At 65.5% G+C, this 14,982-nt stretch carries 13 protein-coding genes; 4 read left to right on the top strand and 9 right to left on the bottom strand.

Translation table 11 applies throughout. The annotated features are described in order from the left end of the window. Window positions 1-13: 13 nt before the first annotated feature. From sctC to FO014_RS13240, 4 genes are read left to right on the top strand one after another with little or no spacing between them, the layout of a single operon-like run. Window positions 14-2,059 (top strand): type III secretion system outer membrane ring subunit SctC, encoded by a 2,046-nt coding sequence (gene sctC / locus FO014_RS13255; protein WP_160029854.1) that lies wholly within the window; start codon window positions 14-16, stop codon window positions 2,057-2,059. A gap of 10 nt (window positions 2,060-2,069) precedes the next feature. Beyond that, on the top strand, window positions 2,070-2,258 hold the full coding sequence (gene hrpT, locus FO014_RS13250) for an HrpT family type III secretion system protein (RefSeq protein WP_201282861.1): 189 nt from the start codon (window positions 2,070-2,072) through the stop codon (window positions 2,256-2,258). Between the two features lie 59 nt (window positions 2,259-2,317). Further along, window positions 2,318-7,297: an AvrE-family type 3 secretion system effector gene (locus tag FO014_RS13245; RefSeq protein ID WP_160029853.1), complete on the top strand. Its 4,980-nt coding sequence runs from the start codon at window positions 2,318-2,320 to the stop codon at window positions 7,295-7,297. Window positions 7,298-7,313: 16 nt separating this feature from the next. Further along, the gene (locus FO014_RS13240; protein ID WP_160029852.1) at window positions 7,314-7,736 is read left to right on the top strand and encodes a CesT family type III secretion system chaperone; all 423 of its coding nucleotides are present in this window, start codon (window positions 7,314-7,316) and stop codon (window positions 7,734-7,736) included. A gap of 13 nt (window positions 7,737-7,749) precedes the next feature. On the opposite strand, the gene sctU is transcribed toward FO014_RS13240, so the two are convergent. Genes sctU through FO014_RS13195 form a run of 9 tightly spaced genes read right to left on the bottom strand, consistent with a single transcriptional unit; the run spans window position 7,750 to window position 14,979 of the window. Then, on the bottom strand, window positions 7,750-8,844 hold the full coding sequence (sctU, locus tag FO014_RS13235) for a type III secretion system export apparatus subunit SctU (protein WP_111736373.1): 1,095 nt from the start codon (window positions 8,842-8,844) through the stop codon (window positions 7,750-7,752). Next, window positions 8,837-9,652 (bottom strand): type III secretion system export apparatus subunit SctT, encoded by an 816-nt coding sequence (gene sctT / locus FO014_RS13230; protein ID WP_111736372.1) that lies wholly within the window; start codon window positions 9,650-9,652, stop codon window positions 8,837-8,839. Before sctT ends, sctU begins: the two co-directional genes overlap by 8 nt. Next, on the bottom strand, window positions 9,652-9,912 hold the full coding sequence (sctS, locus tag FO014_RS13225) for a type III secretion system export apparatus subunit SctS (protein ID WP_015673951.1): 261 nt from the start codon (window positions 9,910-9,912) through the stop codon (window positions 9,652-9,654). The genes sctT and sctS overlap by 1 nt, the downstream gene beginning before the upstream one ends. 7 nt (window positions 9,913-9,919) lie before the next feature. Then, entirely contained in the window at window positions 9,920-10,573 is a 654-nt protein-coding gene (gene sctR, locus FO014_RS13220; protein WP_105232595.1) for a type III secretion system export apparatus subunit SctR, read from the bottom strand. 4 nt (window positions 10,574-10,577) lie between these two features. Further along, window positions 10,578-11,630, bottom strand: a complete 1,053-nt coding sequence (locus FO014_RS13215) for a FliM/FliN family flagellar motor switch protein (RefSeq protein WP_160029851.1) — start codon at window positions 11,628-11,630, stop codon at window positions 10,578-10,580. Then, window positions 11,627-12,325, bottom strand: a complete 699-nt coding sequence (locus FO014_RS13210) for a type III secretion system HrpP C-terminal domain-containing protein (RefSeq protein ID WP_160029850.1) — start codon at window positions 12,323-12,325, stop codon at window positions 11,627-11,629. Before FO014_RS13210 ends, FO014_RS13215 begins: the two co-directional genes overlap by 4 nt. Beyond that, window positions 12,322-12,783 carry a type III secretion protein gene (locus FO014_RS13205; protein WP_160029849.1) on the bottom strand — a complete coding sequence of 154 codons (462 nt, stop codon included), beginning with the start codon at window positions 12,781-12,783 and terminating at the stop codon, window positions 12,322-12,324. The genes FO014_RS13210 and FO014_RS13205 overlap by 4 nt, the downstream gene beginning before the upstream one ends. Beyond that, complete coding sequence (gene sctN, locus FO014_RS13200; protein ID WP_425500722.1) at window positions 12,761-14,128, bottom strand: type III secretion system ATPase SctN; 1,368 nt, start codon at window positions 14,126-14,128, stop codon at window positions 12,761-12,763. The genes FO014_RS13205 and sctN overlap by 23 nt, the downstream gene beginning before the upstream one ends. After that, complete coding sequence (locus tag FO014_RS13195) at window positions 14,128-14,979, bottom strand: FHA domain-containing protein (protein ID WP_160029847.1); 852 nt, start codon at window positions 14,977-14,979, stop codon at window positions 14,128-14,130. Before FO014_RS13195 ends, sctN begins: the two co-directional genes overlap by 1 nt. Between the last annotated feature and the right edge of the window lie 3 nt (window positions 14,980-14,982).

Genomic DNA, 14,982 nt, shown 5'->3' with positions numbered 1-14,982 from the left:
CAAGGAGTAAGGAGTGGTGCTAACCCTGCCCGCGATACCTAACCTGCGACGTCTGGCGCTGGCGGCGCTGCTGCTGTGCGCCGGCCTCAATGCCGCACTGGCCGCTACGCCCGGCGAGTGGAAGAACGGCGCTTACGCCTATTCCGCCGACAACACGCCGCTGAGCATCATCCTGGAAGACTTTGCCGACAGCTTCGGCGTCACGCTGTATGACAGCTCCCTGCCCGAAGCCAATATCACCGGCAAGCTGCGCTCCGGCAGCCCGGAAGCGTTTCTTAACCGGCTGGCGCTGGAGTACCGTTTTCAGTGGTTTGTCTATAACGACACGCTCTACGTCAGCGCGCAGTCGGCGCAGGTGTCGCGACGGCTGGAAATCTCCCCCGATGCGGCGCCGGATATCAAACAGGCGCTGAAAGGCGTCGGCCTGCTCGATCCGCGCTTCGGCTGGGGCGAACTGCCGGACGAAGGCGTGGTGCTGGTCACCGGGCCGCCGGAATATGTCGCCATGATCGCCGACTTCACCAAAAAATCGGAAAAGCCCAAGGACGATAACAAAGAGATGATGTCGTTCCCGCTGAAGTACGCCTCGGTGGCCGACCGCACCATCAAATACCGCGATCAGACCCTGCTGGTGCCGGGGGTGGCCACCATCCTCAATGAACTGCTGGGGCAAAACAGCAGCCCGAGCGCCAGCGGCATGAACAGCACTCAGGGCGGCGAAAGCGAAATGGACCAGATGCGCAGCCAGTCGCAGAGCATTCTGAACCAACTGGTGGGGCGCGGCACCGGCCACGGCCGCGCCGGTGATAAAAACCCGCTCGGCAGCATGGCGGGCAAAGTCTCGGCAGACGTGCGCAACAACGCCCTGCTGGTGCGCGATAAGCCGGCGTACCGCAGCGCCTATCAGTCGCTGGTCAGCATGATCGACGTGCCGCAGAAACTGATCGAGATCGATGCGCTGATCGTCGATATCGATCGCAGCGAGATGGCGCGACTGTCGAGCAGCTGGGCCGGCCAGTTCGGCAACGTCACCGGCGGTTCGACGCTGCTCTCCGGCCCCAGCACGCTGTTCGTCACCGATTTTCGCCGCTTCTTTGCCGATATCCAGGCGCTGGAGGGAGAAGGCACCGCGTCGATTATCGCCAACCCGTCGATCATGACGCTGGAAAACCAGCCGGCGGTGATCGATTTCAGCGACACCGCCTTTGTGCGCGCCATCGGCGAGCGGGTGGCGGATATCCAGGCGGTCACCGCCGGCACCAGCCTGCGCGTCACGCCGCGCGCCATCGGCGGGAAGAGCAGCGCCAGCTCGTCGGTGCAGCTGATCGTCGACGTCGAGGACGGCAAGCTGAACAAAAACGACGACGGCGACGCCGAAGGCACCCGCAACGGCGCCATCAGCACCCAGGCGCTGGTGCAGGCGAAACGTTCGCTGGTGATGGGCGGTTTCCACACCAAAGAGAGCGGCGATCATGAACGGCGCATTCCGATCCTCGGCAGCATTCCGCTGATCGGCAAACTGTTCACCACCTCGCAGCATGAAACCTCGCAGCGCGAGCGGCTGTTTATCATCACGCCGCATCTGGTGGGCGATCAGGTGGATCCTTCCCGCTATATCGCCAGCGAAAACCGCGATCAGCTGAACAACGCCATGGGTGAGATCAACCGCCGCCACAAGTACACCGATATGAAGGGCATGCTGGAATCCGCGCTGCGCGATCTGGCGGAAAACCGTCAGCCCAGCGGCATGACGGCCGGCGGCAGCGGCCAGACGCTGAGCACGCTGTGCCGCATTCCGTCCGGCTTCAGCAACGATGCGCAGCGCCATCAGTGGTACGGCAACCGCTCGGTGCAGATCGCCGTCGGGGTGATCACCAATACCAGCAACGTTACGCGCCGCTTTGATGAAGCCGCCTGCCGCAGCGACCGCACCCTCGCCGTCGCCGCCTGGCCGCATTCACAGCTGCGCCCCGGCGAGTCGGTTGAGGTGTACGTCGCGTTTGAAAAAAATGCCGTGGTCAGGCCGGGACGCACCTCCCTGATCGCCAGCGCCCGCTAAGGAGAAGAACATGGTTATCCGATTTATCGCCGCCCTGCTGGCGGCCATGCTGCTCGCCGCCTGCGCCCCGAAAGCGCCGCCAGGCTGCGCCAGCGTCGACTGCCGGCCGCAGTCCGGCGACAACAGCCTGACCATCTGGTGGCAGCCGGACCTGCGCACCGGTCCGACGGATTACACCCGGGTACAGGTTAACCCCTGACGGCGGTTGCGGAGGCCCGCCCTCCGCACGCGGCTACTATCTGCGATAAAGGAGAGGCTATGACAACCTCAATCAGCGGCAGCATCGGCGCGTTACTCAATCGGGTGCGGCGGACGGGCGACGAGAACGCCGCCCGCAGCGGCAACCACACCCTCCGCGGCAGCACCGCGCCGTCAACGCAGCGCGCGCCCCTGTCTTCACCACACCGCCCTCCGGCCGGCCTGCGCCAGCGCCAGAACGCCGCGCCGCAGCTCCCTCGACTCTCCCGTGAGTCCGGCAACTGGGCGGTGCAGCTCAACGGTCGGCTCGGCGGCATCGACGGCGCCAGTGAAGAACCGCCGGCCGTCACGCCGGAGGAGCAGACGACGCTGGCGCAAAAGCAGGCGCAGCGCCGGCGGCTGGAGCGCAGCACTCAGCACCAGTGGCAGTCTCAGGCGCCCACCGCCCAGCTGACGGGGTTAAGCCGCCGGGACAACGGCACGCTGGATATCGACGCCGGCGAAGCATTAGGCCCGCTGCTGGAAAACACCCTCAACGCCAATAACCAGCGCTACCGCTGGCATGGCAACGGTAATGAGCACGGCCATACGCTGCTCGACCAGCAAAACCGGCTGATTCATCTGCACGAAGATCCGCTGGCGTTTACCGCCTTCACCCACCGGCTATCGGTACCGCCGCAGCAGACGCCCGTCGCCGGCAATAACGGCAGCGTCAGCTGGGGCGGCGACGAGCCGAAGACGGTCGCCAAGCCGGCGCAGGCGCTGCGGGAAAAACTCACCGGTATCTACCACACCGGCCAGGACGAGCAAGCGTTGCGCCTGTACGGCGATCGCCTATACCAATACACATCGGAACTCCCTGCCGAATGGCAGCCGATGCATGATATCGACGCCAAACCTTTCAGCCAGCTCAGCCGCCAGGGCAACGGCCAGCTGTTTGCGCTGCAGGACGATAAACAGCTGCTGAACCTTAGCACCGGTCGCACCGAACATACATTCAGTCAGAAAGTTTCCGCCTATGCGCTCAACCGCCACGGTGCGCTGCTGGCGCTGACGGCGGACAAAGCCGCCGGCAAACAACAACTGCTGTTTCGCCCGGCGGGCGCGGACGGCGCGCCGCAGCCGCTGCAGTTGCAGCTGGCTCGCGAAGGCAGCGGCGAACCGCAGCCGTTTTATCCCGCCGCCATCGCCCTGCGCGGCAATGAACTGCTGGCGTTCGACGACGGCGGTCGCCTGCACCGCGCCGCGCTGCCGGACGGTGAAATACCGCCGACTCTGGAGCTGGAACAAGACGGCCGCGATACCCAGATTCGCCATCTGTTCTCCGACCCCGACGCACAGCTGACCGCGCTGCTGAACGACGGCGACGATCGCATCCACGCCGTGGTGAAGAACCGTCACAATCACGAATTCAGCTGCCAGTTGGGCGACACCGGCGTCACCCCCGGCTGGAACCTGAGCGACAGCATGGTGATGGATTATCAGAAAGGGCTGCGCCTCAGCACACCGCTGCCGCACAACGTCGTCGATCTGGGCCGGCTCGGCAAACTGGCGCTGATTGAAGGCAAGGTGCACTTTCGCGATGAAGTTACCGGCCACTGGGAGGCCAGCGGCGAAAAGGCCGAGCGTCTGATCCGCGGCCACGACGGCCAGGCGTATAAAGTGGAGGACGGCGAAGTCAAACCGCTGAAGATCAATCAGGCCGGCAACAAGGCTTCCCTCCAGAACAACCTGTTTCACCTTACGCGGGTACGTAACAGCGTGGAGGCCGATCTCGCCCTGACCGGGCTGGACAAGAACAGCAAGACCCAAACCGTCACGTCGCTAGGCAACGGACGTCTGGCCTCGCTGAACGAAGACGGCCGGGTGCGGCTGCACCAAATCATCCCCGGTCTGCGCCGTGAGCGCATGCCGCCGCGGCCGATCGGCAGCGAAGGGCTGCCCGACGCCCGGACGCCGGACGGCAGGCTGAAAGATCTGGCCGGCAATGCCGGCCATCAGCTGTTCGGCCTGACCGGCGGCGGACAGCTGTTCAGTCTGGCGCCGGGCGGCTGGCTGCCGCCGGCGCTGCGTCCGGGGGGCGGCCAACAGAATGAGGCCGCCACCGCCTGGCAGCCGGTGACGCCACCGCCGGATCTCGGCCGGCTCACCAGTCTGCACAACGATGCACAGGGCCGGCTGGTGGCGGCGGATGACAGCGGCCACTCCGCAACCTGGCACAACGGCAGTTGGCAGGCCACCGACGATACGGCACCCGTTTCCTACCGCAGCGACACCTCGCAGCAGACCTTCGACCGGCTGGACGCCAGCGGCAAAAGCGGCCGCGTCCCCAAAACCGGCATTACCTATAAGCGAGAATTTGAGGTGTTCGGCGCCAGCGGCAACAATACGCGCCAGGTGAACAATCCGTTTAAAAAGCGCATGCAGGCCTTCTTGTTCAAGCCGCAAGGCAAAATGCCGCGACCGCTGAAAAACCTCGGCAATGAAATTATCCACCGCGCCAGCGGCCGTGACGGGCTGAGACCCTGCTACCAGGCCCAGCAGCAGCTCTCCGTCGAGATTGCCGGCAAACCGGCGCCGTCCGCAGGCAGCACCACCGAACTCAACAGCCTGCCAACGCTGGAGACGCGCCTCGACGCGCTGGGACTGGGACAGAGCGCCGATGCACAACACCAGCAGTTGCACAAAGAGATCGCCGGCTTCGGCGAGATGCTCGGGCGCAGCCTGAACCTGCACAGCGCCGCGGTGGGCAAACATTACGGCGTGGTGGATGAACACAACCGGGTAATCGACAACCCGCAAAAACTGCTGCACACCCGCAGCGGCCAGTTCAACCGCCACAGCCAGCGCGATCCGCAGTTGGCCGGCACCCTGCGGCATCTGCTGGGCAACCACGGTTCGCAATCGGCGCAGGACGCGCTGCAAACCCTGAGCGCCATGGAGAATAACCGCGTGGTGATCAACCACCTGAAGGACGAACGCGACTATCACGACGATATCGGCCTGCTGAAATCACGCCTGTTTCTCGATCTGCTGACGCAGGAAAAGCTGCATCAGGCGCTGAGCGACTGTCAGTCCGCTCCGGCGTCCGACCCGCAGCGCCTGAACACCCTGCGCGACACCGTGCGTAACCTCCGCGACGAACAGTGGGATCAGCACCCGGTGAAAAAACTGTCCGATCAGGGCTTCCAGAATACCCGCCAGCTTGAGGCCTATTACGACGGCATGAAAAGAACGGTCAAGGCCTTCTCCAAGCAGCACCACGGCACCTACGTCACCGCCAGCACGCTGTTCCAGACCGGCAGCCGCGAGGAGCTGACCCAGCGGCTCGGCAAGGAGCTGCTGGCGCTGAAAAACGGCGAGGCGCTGACCTTCGGCAACGGCCACAGCGGCTTTGTCTCCAGCGTCACCCTTCCCGGCGACCAGATTATCGGTTCGGTCGGCGCGCGGGTGAATCTGGATCGTGACTACAGCCTGGCCTTCACCCGCGAGGAGAGCGGGCTGACGGTAACCGTCGCCCGCAACGGCGGCGGCAGCCTGAACGTGTTCGGCGCCGCCGGGGTCAACGTGCTGACCGGCCACCTGAATGAAGACAGCCTGAATTTCGGCCCGGACGGCAACCACAAACTGTCGCCGGTGGTACGCTTCGGCGCATCGCTGCCGCTGAACCTGCAGCGCCAGTCGCAAAACAGCATGACCTTCAGCCTGAGCGATAACGAGCTGCCGCAGTTTCTGGAGCAGCTGACCACCAACCAGCTCAGGCCGATGGATATGCTGGACAAGGCCATCGATCACAAGGTGAAAAACGGCAACGTCTGGAACCTGAGTCTGGATATCAACGCCTCGGCGCAGGCCAGTCTCGGCCTGCCGATGACCAACAAAAACGAGACCGCCAACGTCGCCAGCGCGCGCCTCGGCGGCGGTCTGGCGGCGGGCGCCAATCTGCTGCACGGCCAGCGCGAACGCAGCGATGCGCACAATGCGGAAGGCAGCAAAGTCAGCCACAGCGACAACCGGGTACGCTATCTGAATCAGGGCAATCTGGACGCCCGCATTATGGTGCCCGTCGGCGTCAGCAGCAAAACCGAACATGCGCGCGAGCCAATTATGGCAACCAGCGCGCTGGCGGCGCGCTACACCTTTGACGGCCGCACCAAAAAGAAAATCAATATGGAGCTGGCGGAACCGCATACGCTGGATCACACCCATATCGACAAGATTGCGGAAACCCTCGGCAAGGCCTTTACCAGCCCGGCCGACGCCCGGGTGCTGGCCACGGTGCAGGACAGCGCCGGTGACACCTCGCCAAAGGCCAAGCTGGCGGCGTTGAACGACCACTTCCTCCAACATTTGCTTGGCGCCAAAACGCTGAACAACAGCCAGCATGCGGCGATCCGCGATCTGCAGAAACTGATCCACCAGCGCGAAGCCATGGATAACAAGGTGCCGCTGCCCGGCGCGCTGGAGTATCAATCCACCTACAACAACCTGGCCAAGCTGGACAGCAACAGCCTGCCGCACTGGATCCATGATGCTTTCCGCTTTGAGATGCAGGACGACAACCACGCCAACAGCAACGCCAACCGCATCGGCGCCATGATGGCGCAGGATCCGCGCCTCGCCGGGTTGATCGGCCAGATGCAGCTCAGCACCGACACCAAGGCGGAGGTGACGCTGGAGCTGAAGGATGAAGACCGCAGAGAGCTGGTGGAAAGCTGGCTGCACGGCAATATCCAGCGCCAGGATCTCGAACGGCAGCTGCAGGATCGCAGCAAGATGCGCATCAAATCCATCGCTTTTGTCGAAAGTAAATCCAAGGGCGACGGCATCATGTCCCCACGCTTTCTGATCGGCGGCGGCAGCAATGTCAGCATCGAGAAAGAGCGCAAGCTGGGCAAGATCAGCTTCAGCTACGGCGTCGATCAAAGCGCGCCGCTGAGCTACAGCCTTGAAGGCGAACTCGCCGACCGTCAGAACGCTGCGTTAAGCGAACCGCTCAACCGGGCGTGGGCGCAGGGGCGACTGTTGAAAGATGCATAAACCCGAGGAGAGACCCGTGGAAACGCACTACATACAAAAACTGCTGGCCCGCTACGGCGCGAGCCTGCACACCGAACTGCACATGGAAAACGGCGTCTGCGCCCTGCAGGATGAACGCGGCCGGGAGCTGGCGGTATTGGAACTGCCGCCGCCGGGCGAGATGCTGATGCTGCACTGCCTGATTCTGCCCGCCGATCCGGCCTGGCAAACGCCGGCCATGCTGCAGACGCTGCTGACGATGAACTTTGAGATCGGCGCGATGGACGGCTGCTGGCTGGCGCTGGATCAAGAGCGTAACCTACGCCTGTGCGGCCGCAGCGCGCTGAGCCAGCTGGATCACACCGGTTTTGCCCTGCTGCTCAACGGTTTTATCGAACGCGGCCACCAGGTGCGCGACTTTATGCCGGATCTGCTGGAACGCCTGCGTCCCGTCGCCTGACCCCAGGGAGCCGTTACGGAAACGGCTCCTCTTCCAGCTCAATCACCTCGTTCAGGTAACTGTCCTCTAGCTCACGCAGCAGGCGGTAGACCTGCGCCACCGCCTTCAGCGTCTCACGCGGGATCCAGCTGCCTTCCGGCGTGGTGCGGTACAGCGTGCGCGTCAGCCAGATATAGCGCACCACCGGAATATGCGCGCGCTGCGCCTGATCCACCAGATAGTGCGCATCGTCACCGTGCGCCTTGAACACCAGACGCGGCAGCGGCGTTTCGCCGGGACGGTAATAAAGCCCGACCGCGTAGTGGGTCGGATTGACCAGCAGCACGTCGGCCTCTTCCACCGCCACGTTGCGCGCCGCGCTCGGCTCTTCGTTCAGGATATCCTGCGCCACCTGACGCCGGTGCCCTTTCATATGCGGGTCGCCTTCGTTCTGCTTATATTCGTTGCGGATATCTTCGTGGCTCATCCGCTGCTGCTTGAGGAAGAAGAAGCGCTGTACGCCGAAATCCATCAGGCTGAGCGCCAGCAGCACCAGCAGCACCCGGCGCGCGCAGCTGATAAACAGCTGCAGCACGCCGTGCCAGAAACCGTCCAGCGTGCTCTGCGCCAGGCGCGCCAGGTTGCCCATCTCCGGCGCCAGCGACAGCCACAGCACCAGGCCGATGGCGGCCGCCTTGATAATGCTGGTCAGCAACTGCGCCATCTGCCGGCCGGAAAACATATTCTTGAATTGGTTCACCGGGTTGAGCGATTCGGGCTTCGGCAGCAGCGCCTCCACCGAGAACAGCGGGCCGAACTGGATCCAGCCCCCCAGCACCCGCAGCAGCAGCGCGATGCTGCAGACGATGGCGGAAAACAGCGCCAGCACCAGCAGCGAGTCGGCGATCACCTCCTCCATCGCATGGCCGAACGGGTCACGCAGACGCAACAGCGGCAGCAGCATCATCGACTCCATGCGCTGCATGCCGCTCTCCACCAGCGCAAAGATCGTCTCCAGAATGCCGATCGAGATCAGCAGCTTCGGGATATCCTGACTCTGGCCGACCTGCCCCTTTTTCCGTGACTCCTGCAGCTTCTGCGGCGTGGCCTGTTCGGTTTTTTCAGCCATCAGATCCTCCCGCCGGTTGCAGCAGCGTGCCGAGAATGGCGCTCAGATCGCGCAGTTCAAACAGACGTTCGCCCGCCAGGTGGTTGAGCACCGGCAGGTACAAGACGAAAAACAGCAGCCCCAGCAGGCACTTCACCGGAATGGTCAGCACCGTGGCCTGAATCTGCGGGCTGTAGATGCTGATGATGCCGACGGCGAAATCCATCAGCAGCAGCAGCGCCACCAGCGGGCCGGCGTACAGCACCATATCGACAAAGGTGGTTTTCAGCAGGCCGAGCCAGACGCCCCAGCCCTGTTCGCCCGGCAGCGGCATCCACGCCAGCGCCGGCCACAGGCGGTAACTGTCCCACAGCACCTGGGTGATGGTGCCCAGCCCCGGCCCCACCATCAGCAGCAGGATCATCGACTGCTGCATCAGGTGGCCCAGCGGCGTCACGTCCGGCCCCAGCAGCGGGTTGAGCTGGCCGCCCATCAGCGCGCCGCGCTGGTTGTCAAACAGCGCTCCGACCGACTCCATCATCCAGAACGGCAGCCCGAGCACCAGCCCGAGCAGCGCGCCGAGGATCATCTCTTTCAGCCCCAGCGCCGTCAGCGTCAGCAGCGGCGGCGGGCCGGCGGCGATCTCGGCCTGCAGCGCCGGCGCGATAAACAGCGCCAGCGCCGCCACGATCGCCGCGCGCGGCACGCCTTTGATCACGTTGAAGGAGAAGATCGGCGTCAGCAACACGCAGGGAAAGATGCGCGCCATGCCCAGCAGCAGCGCCAGCAGATACTGAAACAGCTGATCCAGCAGGTCGCCCCACAGCATCAGCCGCCGACCCGCGACATCATGGCAAAGGCGTTCTGCGTCAGCTGCAGCAGCTCCACCCCGAGCCAGCGCCCGGTCAGCGCCAGCGTCACCCCCACCGCCACCAGCTTCAGGCAGAACGGCAGCGTCTGATCCTGCAGCTGCATCGCCGCCTGCAGCAGCGAAGTGATCACCCCCACCAGCACCGCGACGATCAGCGGCGGCGCGGAAAGCAGCACCACCAGCAGCATCGCCTGACGAAAAAAGCTCAGTATATCCATCGCCGCCTCACAGATAGCTATAAAACAGGCCGTCCAGCAGCCGGGTCCAGCCGCTGACCAGAACAAACAGCAGGATCTTCAGCGGCAACGAGACCGTCATCGGCGACACCATCTGCATCCCCAGCGCCAGCAGCACGTTGGAGACGATCAGATCCAGCACCAGGAAGGGAATAAAGATCAGAAAGCCGATCTTGAAGCCGTTCTGCAGTTCGGACAGCACGAACGCCGGGATCACCAGCAGCGGGCTTTGCGGCGTCAGCGACTGCGCCATCTCTTTCGGCCACATGCGCGCGCCGTTCTCCTGCAGGTGCGTCAGAATATCCGGGTCGGTATTGCGCGTCATAAACGCCTTCAACGGTTCGGCACCATTGCCGAAGGTGTACTCCAGCCGTTCCATATTGCTGAAGTCGAGCGGCATCGCCTTGAGCCGCTGGCTCATATCGTTAAACACCGGCGCCATCACAAACAGCGTCGCGGCGAGGGCGATGCCGTACAGCGCCATATTCGGCGGCACCTGCTGCACGCCCATCGCGTTGCGCGTCAGCAGCAGCACCATGGAAATCTTGAGAAAACAGGTGCAGACGATCATCAGCATCGGCACCAGCGACAGCGCTCCCAGAAACAGCGCCAGCATCATCGGATTGAGCGACTGCGCTTCCATAGCCTTAGTGCCCCTGCCCCAGCGGATTGACGCTGCCCGGCAGCATATGGGTAATCTGCAGCCCCAGCCGCCCCTCCACATCCACCAGTTCGCCTTTCGCCAGCGGGTAGTCGCCGTGACACAGCAGCGCTTCGCCGGGCTGGACGTGATCCACCATAATGGTGGCGCCGGGCGCCAGACGCTGCAGGTCGCCCACGGTCAGATGCAGATGCCCACAGCGCACGGTCAGCGCCAGCGGCAGGGGGTCGAGCGTCACGCCGGCCGGTTCCGCATCAATACGCCGTTCCATGCCGCTCTCGTCCTGTACGTCGCTTTCTGTCTCGTTGTCGTTGTAGGGAAATGTCACGGATGTTGTCTCCAGATCGGTAAGATAAAAACCAGTGCTCCGCCCTTCCGCGCCAACCAGTTCGCCCTGGGCCCGGAAGTGCGCAAAGCGCAGCGTCCCCGCACCGTGCGGGGTGAATGTGTCCTCGCACGGCAGCAGCACATCGTCCGGCTGCAGGCGCGTCAGTTCCGCGAGGGAAAGCGTCAGCGCACCGACGCAAAACGGTAAGGTCAGCGGCAGCGCCGTCAGGGCGTCGTTGACGATGCCCTGCCAGCCCGGCGCCGCCAGCAGGGCGCACAACACCTCGGGCGCCGCCGTCAGCGCGCTCTGCGCCCGCAGGTCGCCCAGCGTCACCGTCAGCCGTACGCCAAACGCACCGGCGGGCGGTGCGCCGTCGGCGGCGTTCAGTTCGCCGAACAGCGCGCGGATTTGCGCGCTCAGCGCGTGATTGAACAGCGGCCAGTACCAGAGGTCGTCCTCGTCGCTGGCGGTTGGTAGTGCCGGGCAGTCGGACAGCAGCGCGCAGACGCCTTCCGCGTCGCTCAACCACAGCGGGCCGGCCATACAGCGCAGCGCCGTGCCCGCAGCCTGCGGCTCGCCGGTGGCCGGCTCAATACGCAGTTCGCCGACGCTCTCACCCAGCTGAAAAGCCAGGCGCAGCCCGTGGCCGAGAAGGCCGCGTAGCCGGGCCTCGGCGGCGCTCTGCCGCCGCAGCTTCAGCGGCGTGCTCATGGCTGATACCCCCGCTGCTCAAAGCGCAGGCGCACCCGGCACGCCAGACGGCGGCGCAGCGAGTGGCGGCAGCGCTCCTCATGGGCCGCCAGCGCCTCCAGCGCCGCCGGCGCAAAGCGCAGCGCGATATCCCAGCCGCCCGCCGGCAGCGCTTGCAAACGGGCGTCCACATCCCCCAAGCGCGGCAAGAGCAGCGTGACGGAGACCGGGCCGGCCGGCGGATTGACCAACGCCCGGTCCAGCTCATTCTCCAGCGGCTGCCACAGCGCCATCGGCGCGCCAGAGGCGGCGCTTTCCGGCGTCGCCGCAGCATGCGGGGTGGCGGCGGCGTGCGGCGCAACGTGCAGCGCACCGGGAAATGCTGGCGTATCGTGTTCCATCAGCATGCTGAACAGGTTGCCGTCCGGCGTCGGCGCGGAATTCTCTTCATCGCGCCTGGCCGTCGGCTGCCCGCCGCTCACCGGCCGTTCCGCCGTGGCGCGGCCGCGCTCAGGTGAACGCGCCACACTCTTAGTTTCTGGGCGCGCCTTGCGCAGCGGATGGCGCACATCATGGGCCGGCCCGTGCTCGTCGCGCGGCTGGCGTGCCGTCGCATCCTGACGCCGCTGCGCCGCCGGGCGTTGCGGTTCGCGCTCCCGCTCTTTTTCGCGTGCGCGGGCTGAAGCGCGGTGTTCATGCTGCGTCGGGGAAATCATGGCGCGCCCCCCTCTTCCCGCAGCAGACACTCCAGTTTCTCCAGCTCGCGCTGGCGACGGCGCGTCTCGGCCTGCGCCGCCTGCAGTTTCTGCTGCTGCTCGTCACTGCGCCGCTGGTCTGCCAGCAGCTGCTGCCGGCCGGCGTCCACCGACGCCGCCGCGCTGCGTTCGTCCTCAAGGCCGTGCTGCAGACGCTCCAGCGGCTGCCTGCCTAAATAACGCTGGTCGAACTGCGCCCGCCGCTGCTGATAATCCTGCCGCGTGGCTTCCAGTTGGTGCTGCGTCTGCTGCAGCTGCCGCCGGCAGGCGCTGAGCTGCTGCTCTTCCCGCCGCTGCCGGCGCTCGCTGCGCTGTAAACGCTGGCGGCGGATCGGCAGCATCAGTTCCAGCGCCTGGCCAAGCGCCCGATCGCCGTCGTCCGGCGGCGGCGAGTGATCACTGTTCCTGTTCTGGCGCATAGCCGCTTACCTCCGTCAGTTGCTGCAAAGTCTCTTCCCAGTCGCAGGGATCGCGCGTCTCCTGGCGTAAAAAACCGTTGATCGCGCCCTGCGCCTCCACCGCGGCGTCGGTCATCGCGTCATGCCCCGGCTCGTATTCCCCCAGCCGGATCAGCATCTCCACCTGCTGCCAGGCAGACATCAGGCGGCGCAGTCGGGTGGCGTCGGCGATCTGCGCCCGTTCAGCCACGTTGCTCATGGTGCGGCTGAGGCTGGCCAGCACGTCGATGGCCGGATAGTGACCGCGCTCCGCCAGCCGGCGGGTAAGCACGATATGGCCGTCGATCAGCGAACGCACTTCGTCCGCCACCGGGTCGTTCATCGAATCCGCTTCAATCAGGACCGAATACAGGGCGGTAATGCTGCCCGTCATGGTCTGCCCCGCCCGCTCCAGCAGTCCGGGCAGCAGGGTATAAACCGACGGCGGCAGCCCGCCGCGCCCCGGCGGCTCGCCCAGCGCCAGACCGATTTCGCGTTGGGCGCGGGCGAAGCGGGTCAGCGAGTCCAGGATCAGCAGCACGCTTTTCCCCTGCGCGCGGAACGCTTCGGCAATCGCCGTGGCGGTAAAGGCCGCACGCGCACGTTCCATGCTGCTGCGGTCCGAGGTGGCGCACACCAGCACCGTGCGGCTGCGCAGCGTCTCATCCAGCTCGTGGTCAAGGAACTCGCGCAGTTCACGGCCGCGTTCGCCGATCAGGCCGAAGACAATCGCGTCGCAGGGCGTGTTGCGCGCCAGTTCCGCCAGCAGCGTGGTTTTGCCGCAGCCGGCGCCGGCAAACACCCCGACCCGCTGGCCGACGCCAAGGGTCAGCAGCCCGTCGATGGCGCGCACGCCGGTAGGCAGCGCCCGGGCAATACGCGGACGCGCGGTCGGCGGCGGCGCATCGCCCACCACCGGCACGGTATCAACGCCCGTCCCCGGCAGCGCAAAGGCGCCGACGCTCTGTTCATCCAGCGGGCGGCCGAAGCCGTCCAGCACGCTGCCGAGCAGCGCATCAGACACGCTGATGCTGTGCGGCAGCCACAGCGGCGTCACCCGTGCGCCGCGGGCGATGCCGTCCAGCGGCCCCAGCGCCGACAGCAGCGTATGCTGCGGGTTAAAGCCCACCACTTCCGCCAGCACGCTCTCCTGCGCGCTGCGCGTGATACGGCACAGATCGCCGATGCGCGCGCGCGGCAGGCTGCACTCCAGCAGGATGCCGCTGATGCCGGTCACCCGGCCGTAGGCCGTTACCGCATCCGCCTGCTGCAGACGCCGCCGCTGACGATCGGCCCATGCGGCGATCCCGCCAGAAAAATCCGTCATCACCATTTCACCGTCAGCGGATCGCGGCCGCTGAATTCGATCCGATCGTCGGTGATCGCCGCCAGCCGCAGGCCGGCGACCTCATCGCCGATAAACACCCGCTGGCCGTCTTCGGTGACGATATTGGCCCGCTGGCCGGTGGTGATCTGCACGATGCGGAACGGCAGTTTTTTCTCCTGCGGCCGCACCGCGGTTTTCACCGGCGCCGCGGCGCCGTAGTGCGCATAAAAGCGCGCCATCATGCGTTCGAACACCGCCATCTGCGGCTTGCTTAATGCGCCGCTCAGCAGCAGACCGTCGCCCTGCTTGCTGATGCGGACCTGTTTGAGCAGTTCGCGTTCGCGCAGCTGTTGCTGCAGCGGCGCGCGCAGCTCCTCCACGCTGTTCCAGCTGGCGGTGCGCCCCTCGCCGGCGGAGGTCTGCGCCATCGTCGGCTGCAGGATCCAGCTGGCGACCGTGATGCTCAGCAGCAGGAACAGCCCCAGCACCAGCCCGCGCATCGCGCCGGACAGGCGACGACGGGCGACGGGCGGTGGCGCGGAGTTTTCCTCCGACGGGGCGGGCAGCGCCGCCGCCTCATGCCACGGCGTTTCGGCGCGGGCCACGCACAGCCAGACATCGGCCAGCTGGAACGGCGTATCCGCCTCCAGCGTCCGGCTCTCCTGCGACGCCGGCTCCGCAGCCAGCCGCCACTGCTCATCGTCACGGCTCAGGAGATAACTCAGGCCGGCCAGATCCACACCGTCGAGGCGCAGATCGGCCTGCGGATCGCCGCCGATGCGCCACGACGCGCCGCTGAGGGGCAAGGCGGCGCCGCAGTGGTAGCCGGACAGTACGCGCAGCTCAAACATCCG

This window comes from Serratia rhizosphaerae (genome assembly GCF_009817885.1).
GTDB lineage: Bacteria > Pseudomonadota > Gammaproteobacteria > Enterobacterales > Enterobacteriaceae > Serratia_B > Serratia_B rhizosphaerae.
This window is presented reverse-complemented; position numbering and strand designations above follow the sequence as displayed.

What these genes read in the sequence shown, in the direction of transcription:
- FO014_RS13210 (WP_160029850.1), bottom strand. Translation starts at nt 12,325, where the DNA reads ATGATTTCCCCGACGCAGCATGAACACCGCGCTTCAGCCCGCGCACGC.
- sctR (WP_105232595.1), bottom strand. Translation starts at nt 10,573, where the DNA reads ATGGAAGCGCAGTCGCTCAATCCGATGATGCTGGCGCTGTTTCTGGGA.
- FO014_RS13195 (WP_160029847.1), bottom strand. Translation starts at nt 14,979, where the DNA reads ATGTTTGAGCTGCGCGTACTGTCCGGCTACCACTGCGGCGCCGCCTTG.
- FO014_RS13215 (WP_160029851.1), bottom strand. Translation starts at nt 11,630, where the DNA reads ATGAGCACGCCGCTGAAGCTGCGGCGGCAGAGCGCCGCCGAGGCCCGG.
- sctS (WP_015673951.1), bottom strand. Translation starts at nt 9,912, where the DNA reads ATGGATATACTGAGCTTTTTTCGTCAGGCGATGCTGCTGGTGGTGCTG.
- hrpT (WP_201282861.1), top strand. Translation starts at nt 2,070, where the DNA reads ATGGTTATCCGATTTATCGCCGCCCTGCTGGCGGCCATGCTGCTCGCC.
- sctU (WP_111736373.1), bottom strand. Translation starts at nt 8,844, where the DNA reads ATGGCTGAAAAAACCGAACAGGCCACGCCGCAGAAGCTGCAGGAGTCA.
- sctN (WP_425500722.1), bottom strand. Translation starts at nt 14,128, where the DNA reads ATGACGGATTTTTCTGGCGGGATCGCCGCATGGGCCGATCGTCAGCGG.
- FO014_RS13205 (WP_160029849.1), bottom strand. Translation starts at nt 12,783, where the DNA reads ATGCGCCAGAACAGGAACAGTGATCACTCGCCGCCGCCGGACGACGGC.
- sctT (WP_111736372.1), bottom strand. Translation starts at nt 9,652, where the DNA reads ATGCTGTGGGGCGACCTGCTGGATCAGCTGTTTCAGTATCTGCTGGCG.
- FO014_RS13245 (WP_160029853.1), top strand. Translation starts at nt 2,318, where the DNA reads ATGACAACCTCAATCAGCGGCAGCATCGGCGCGTTACTCAATCGGGTG.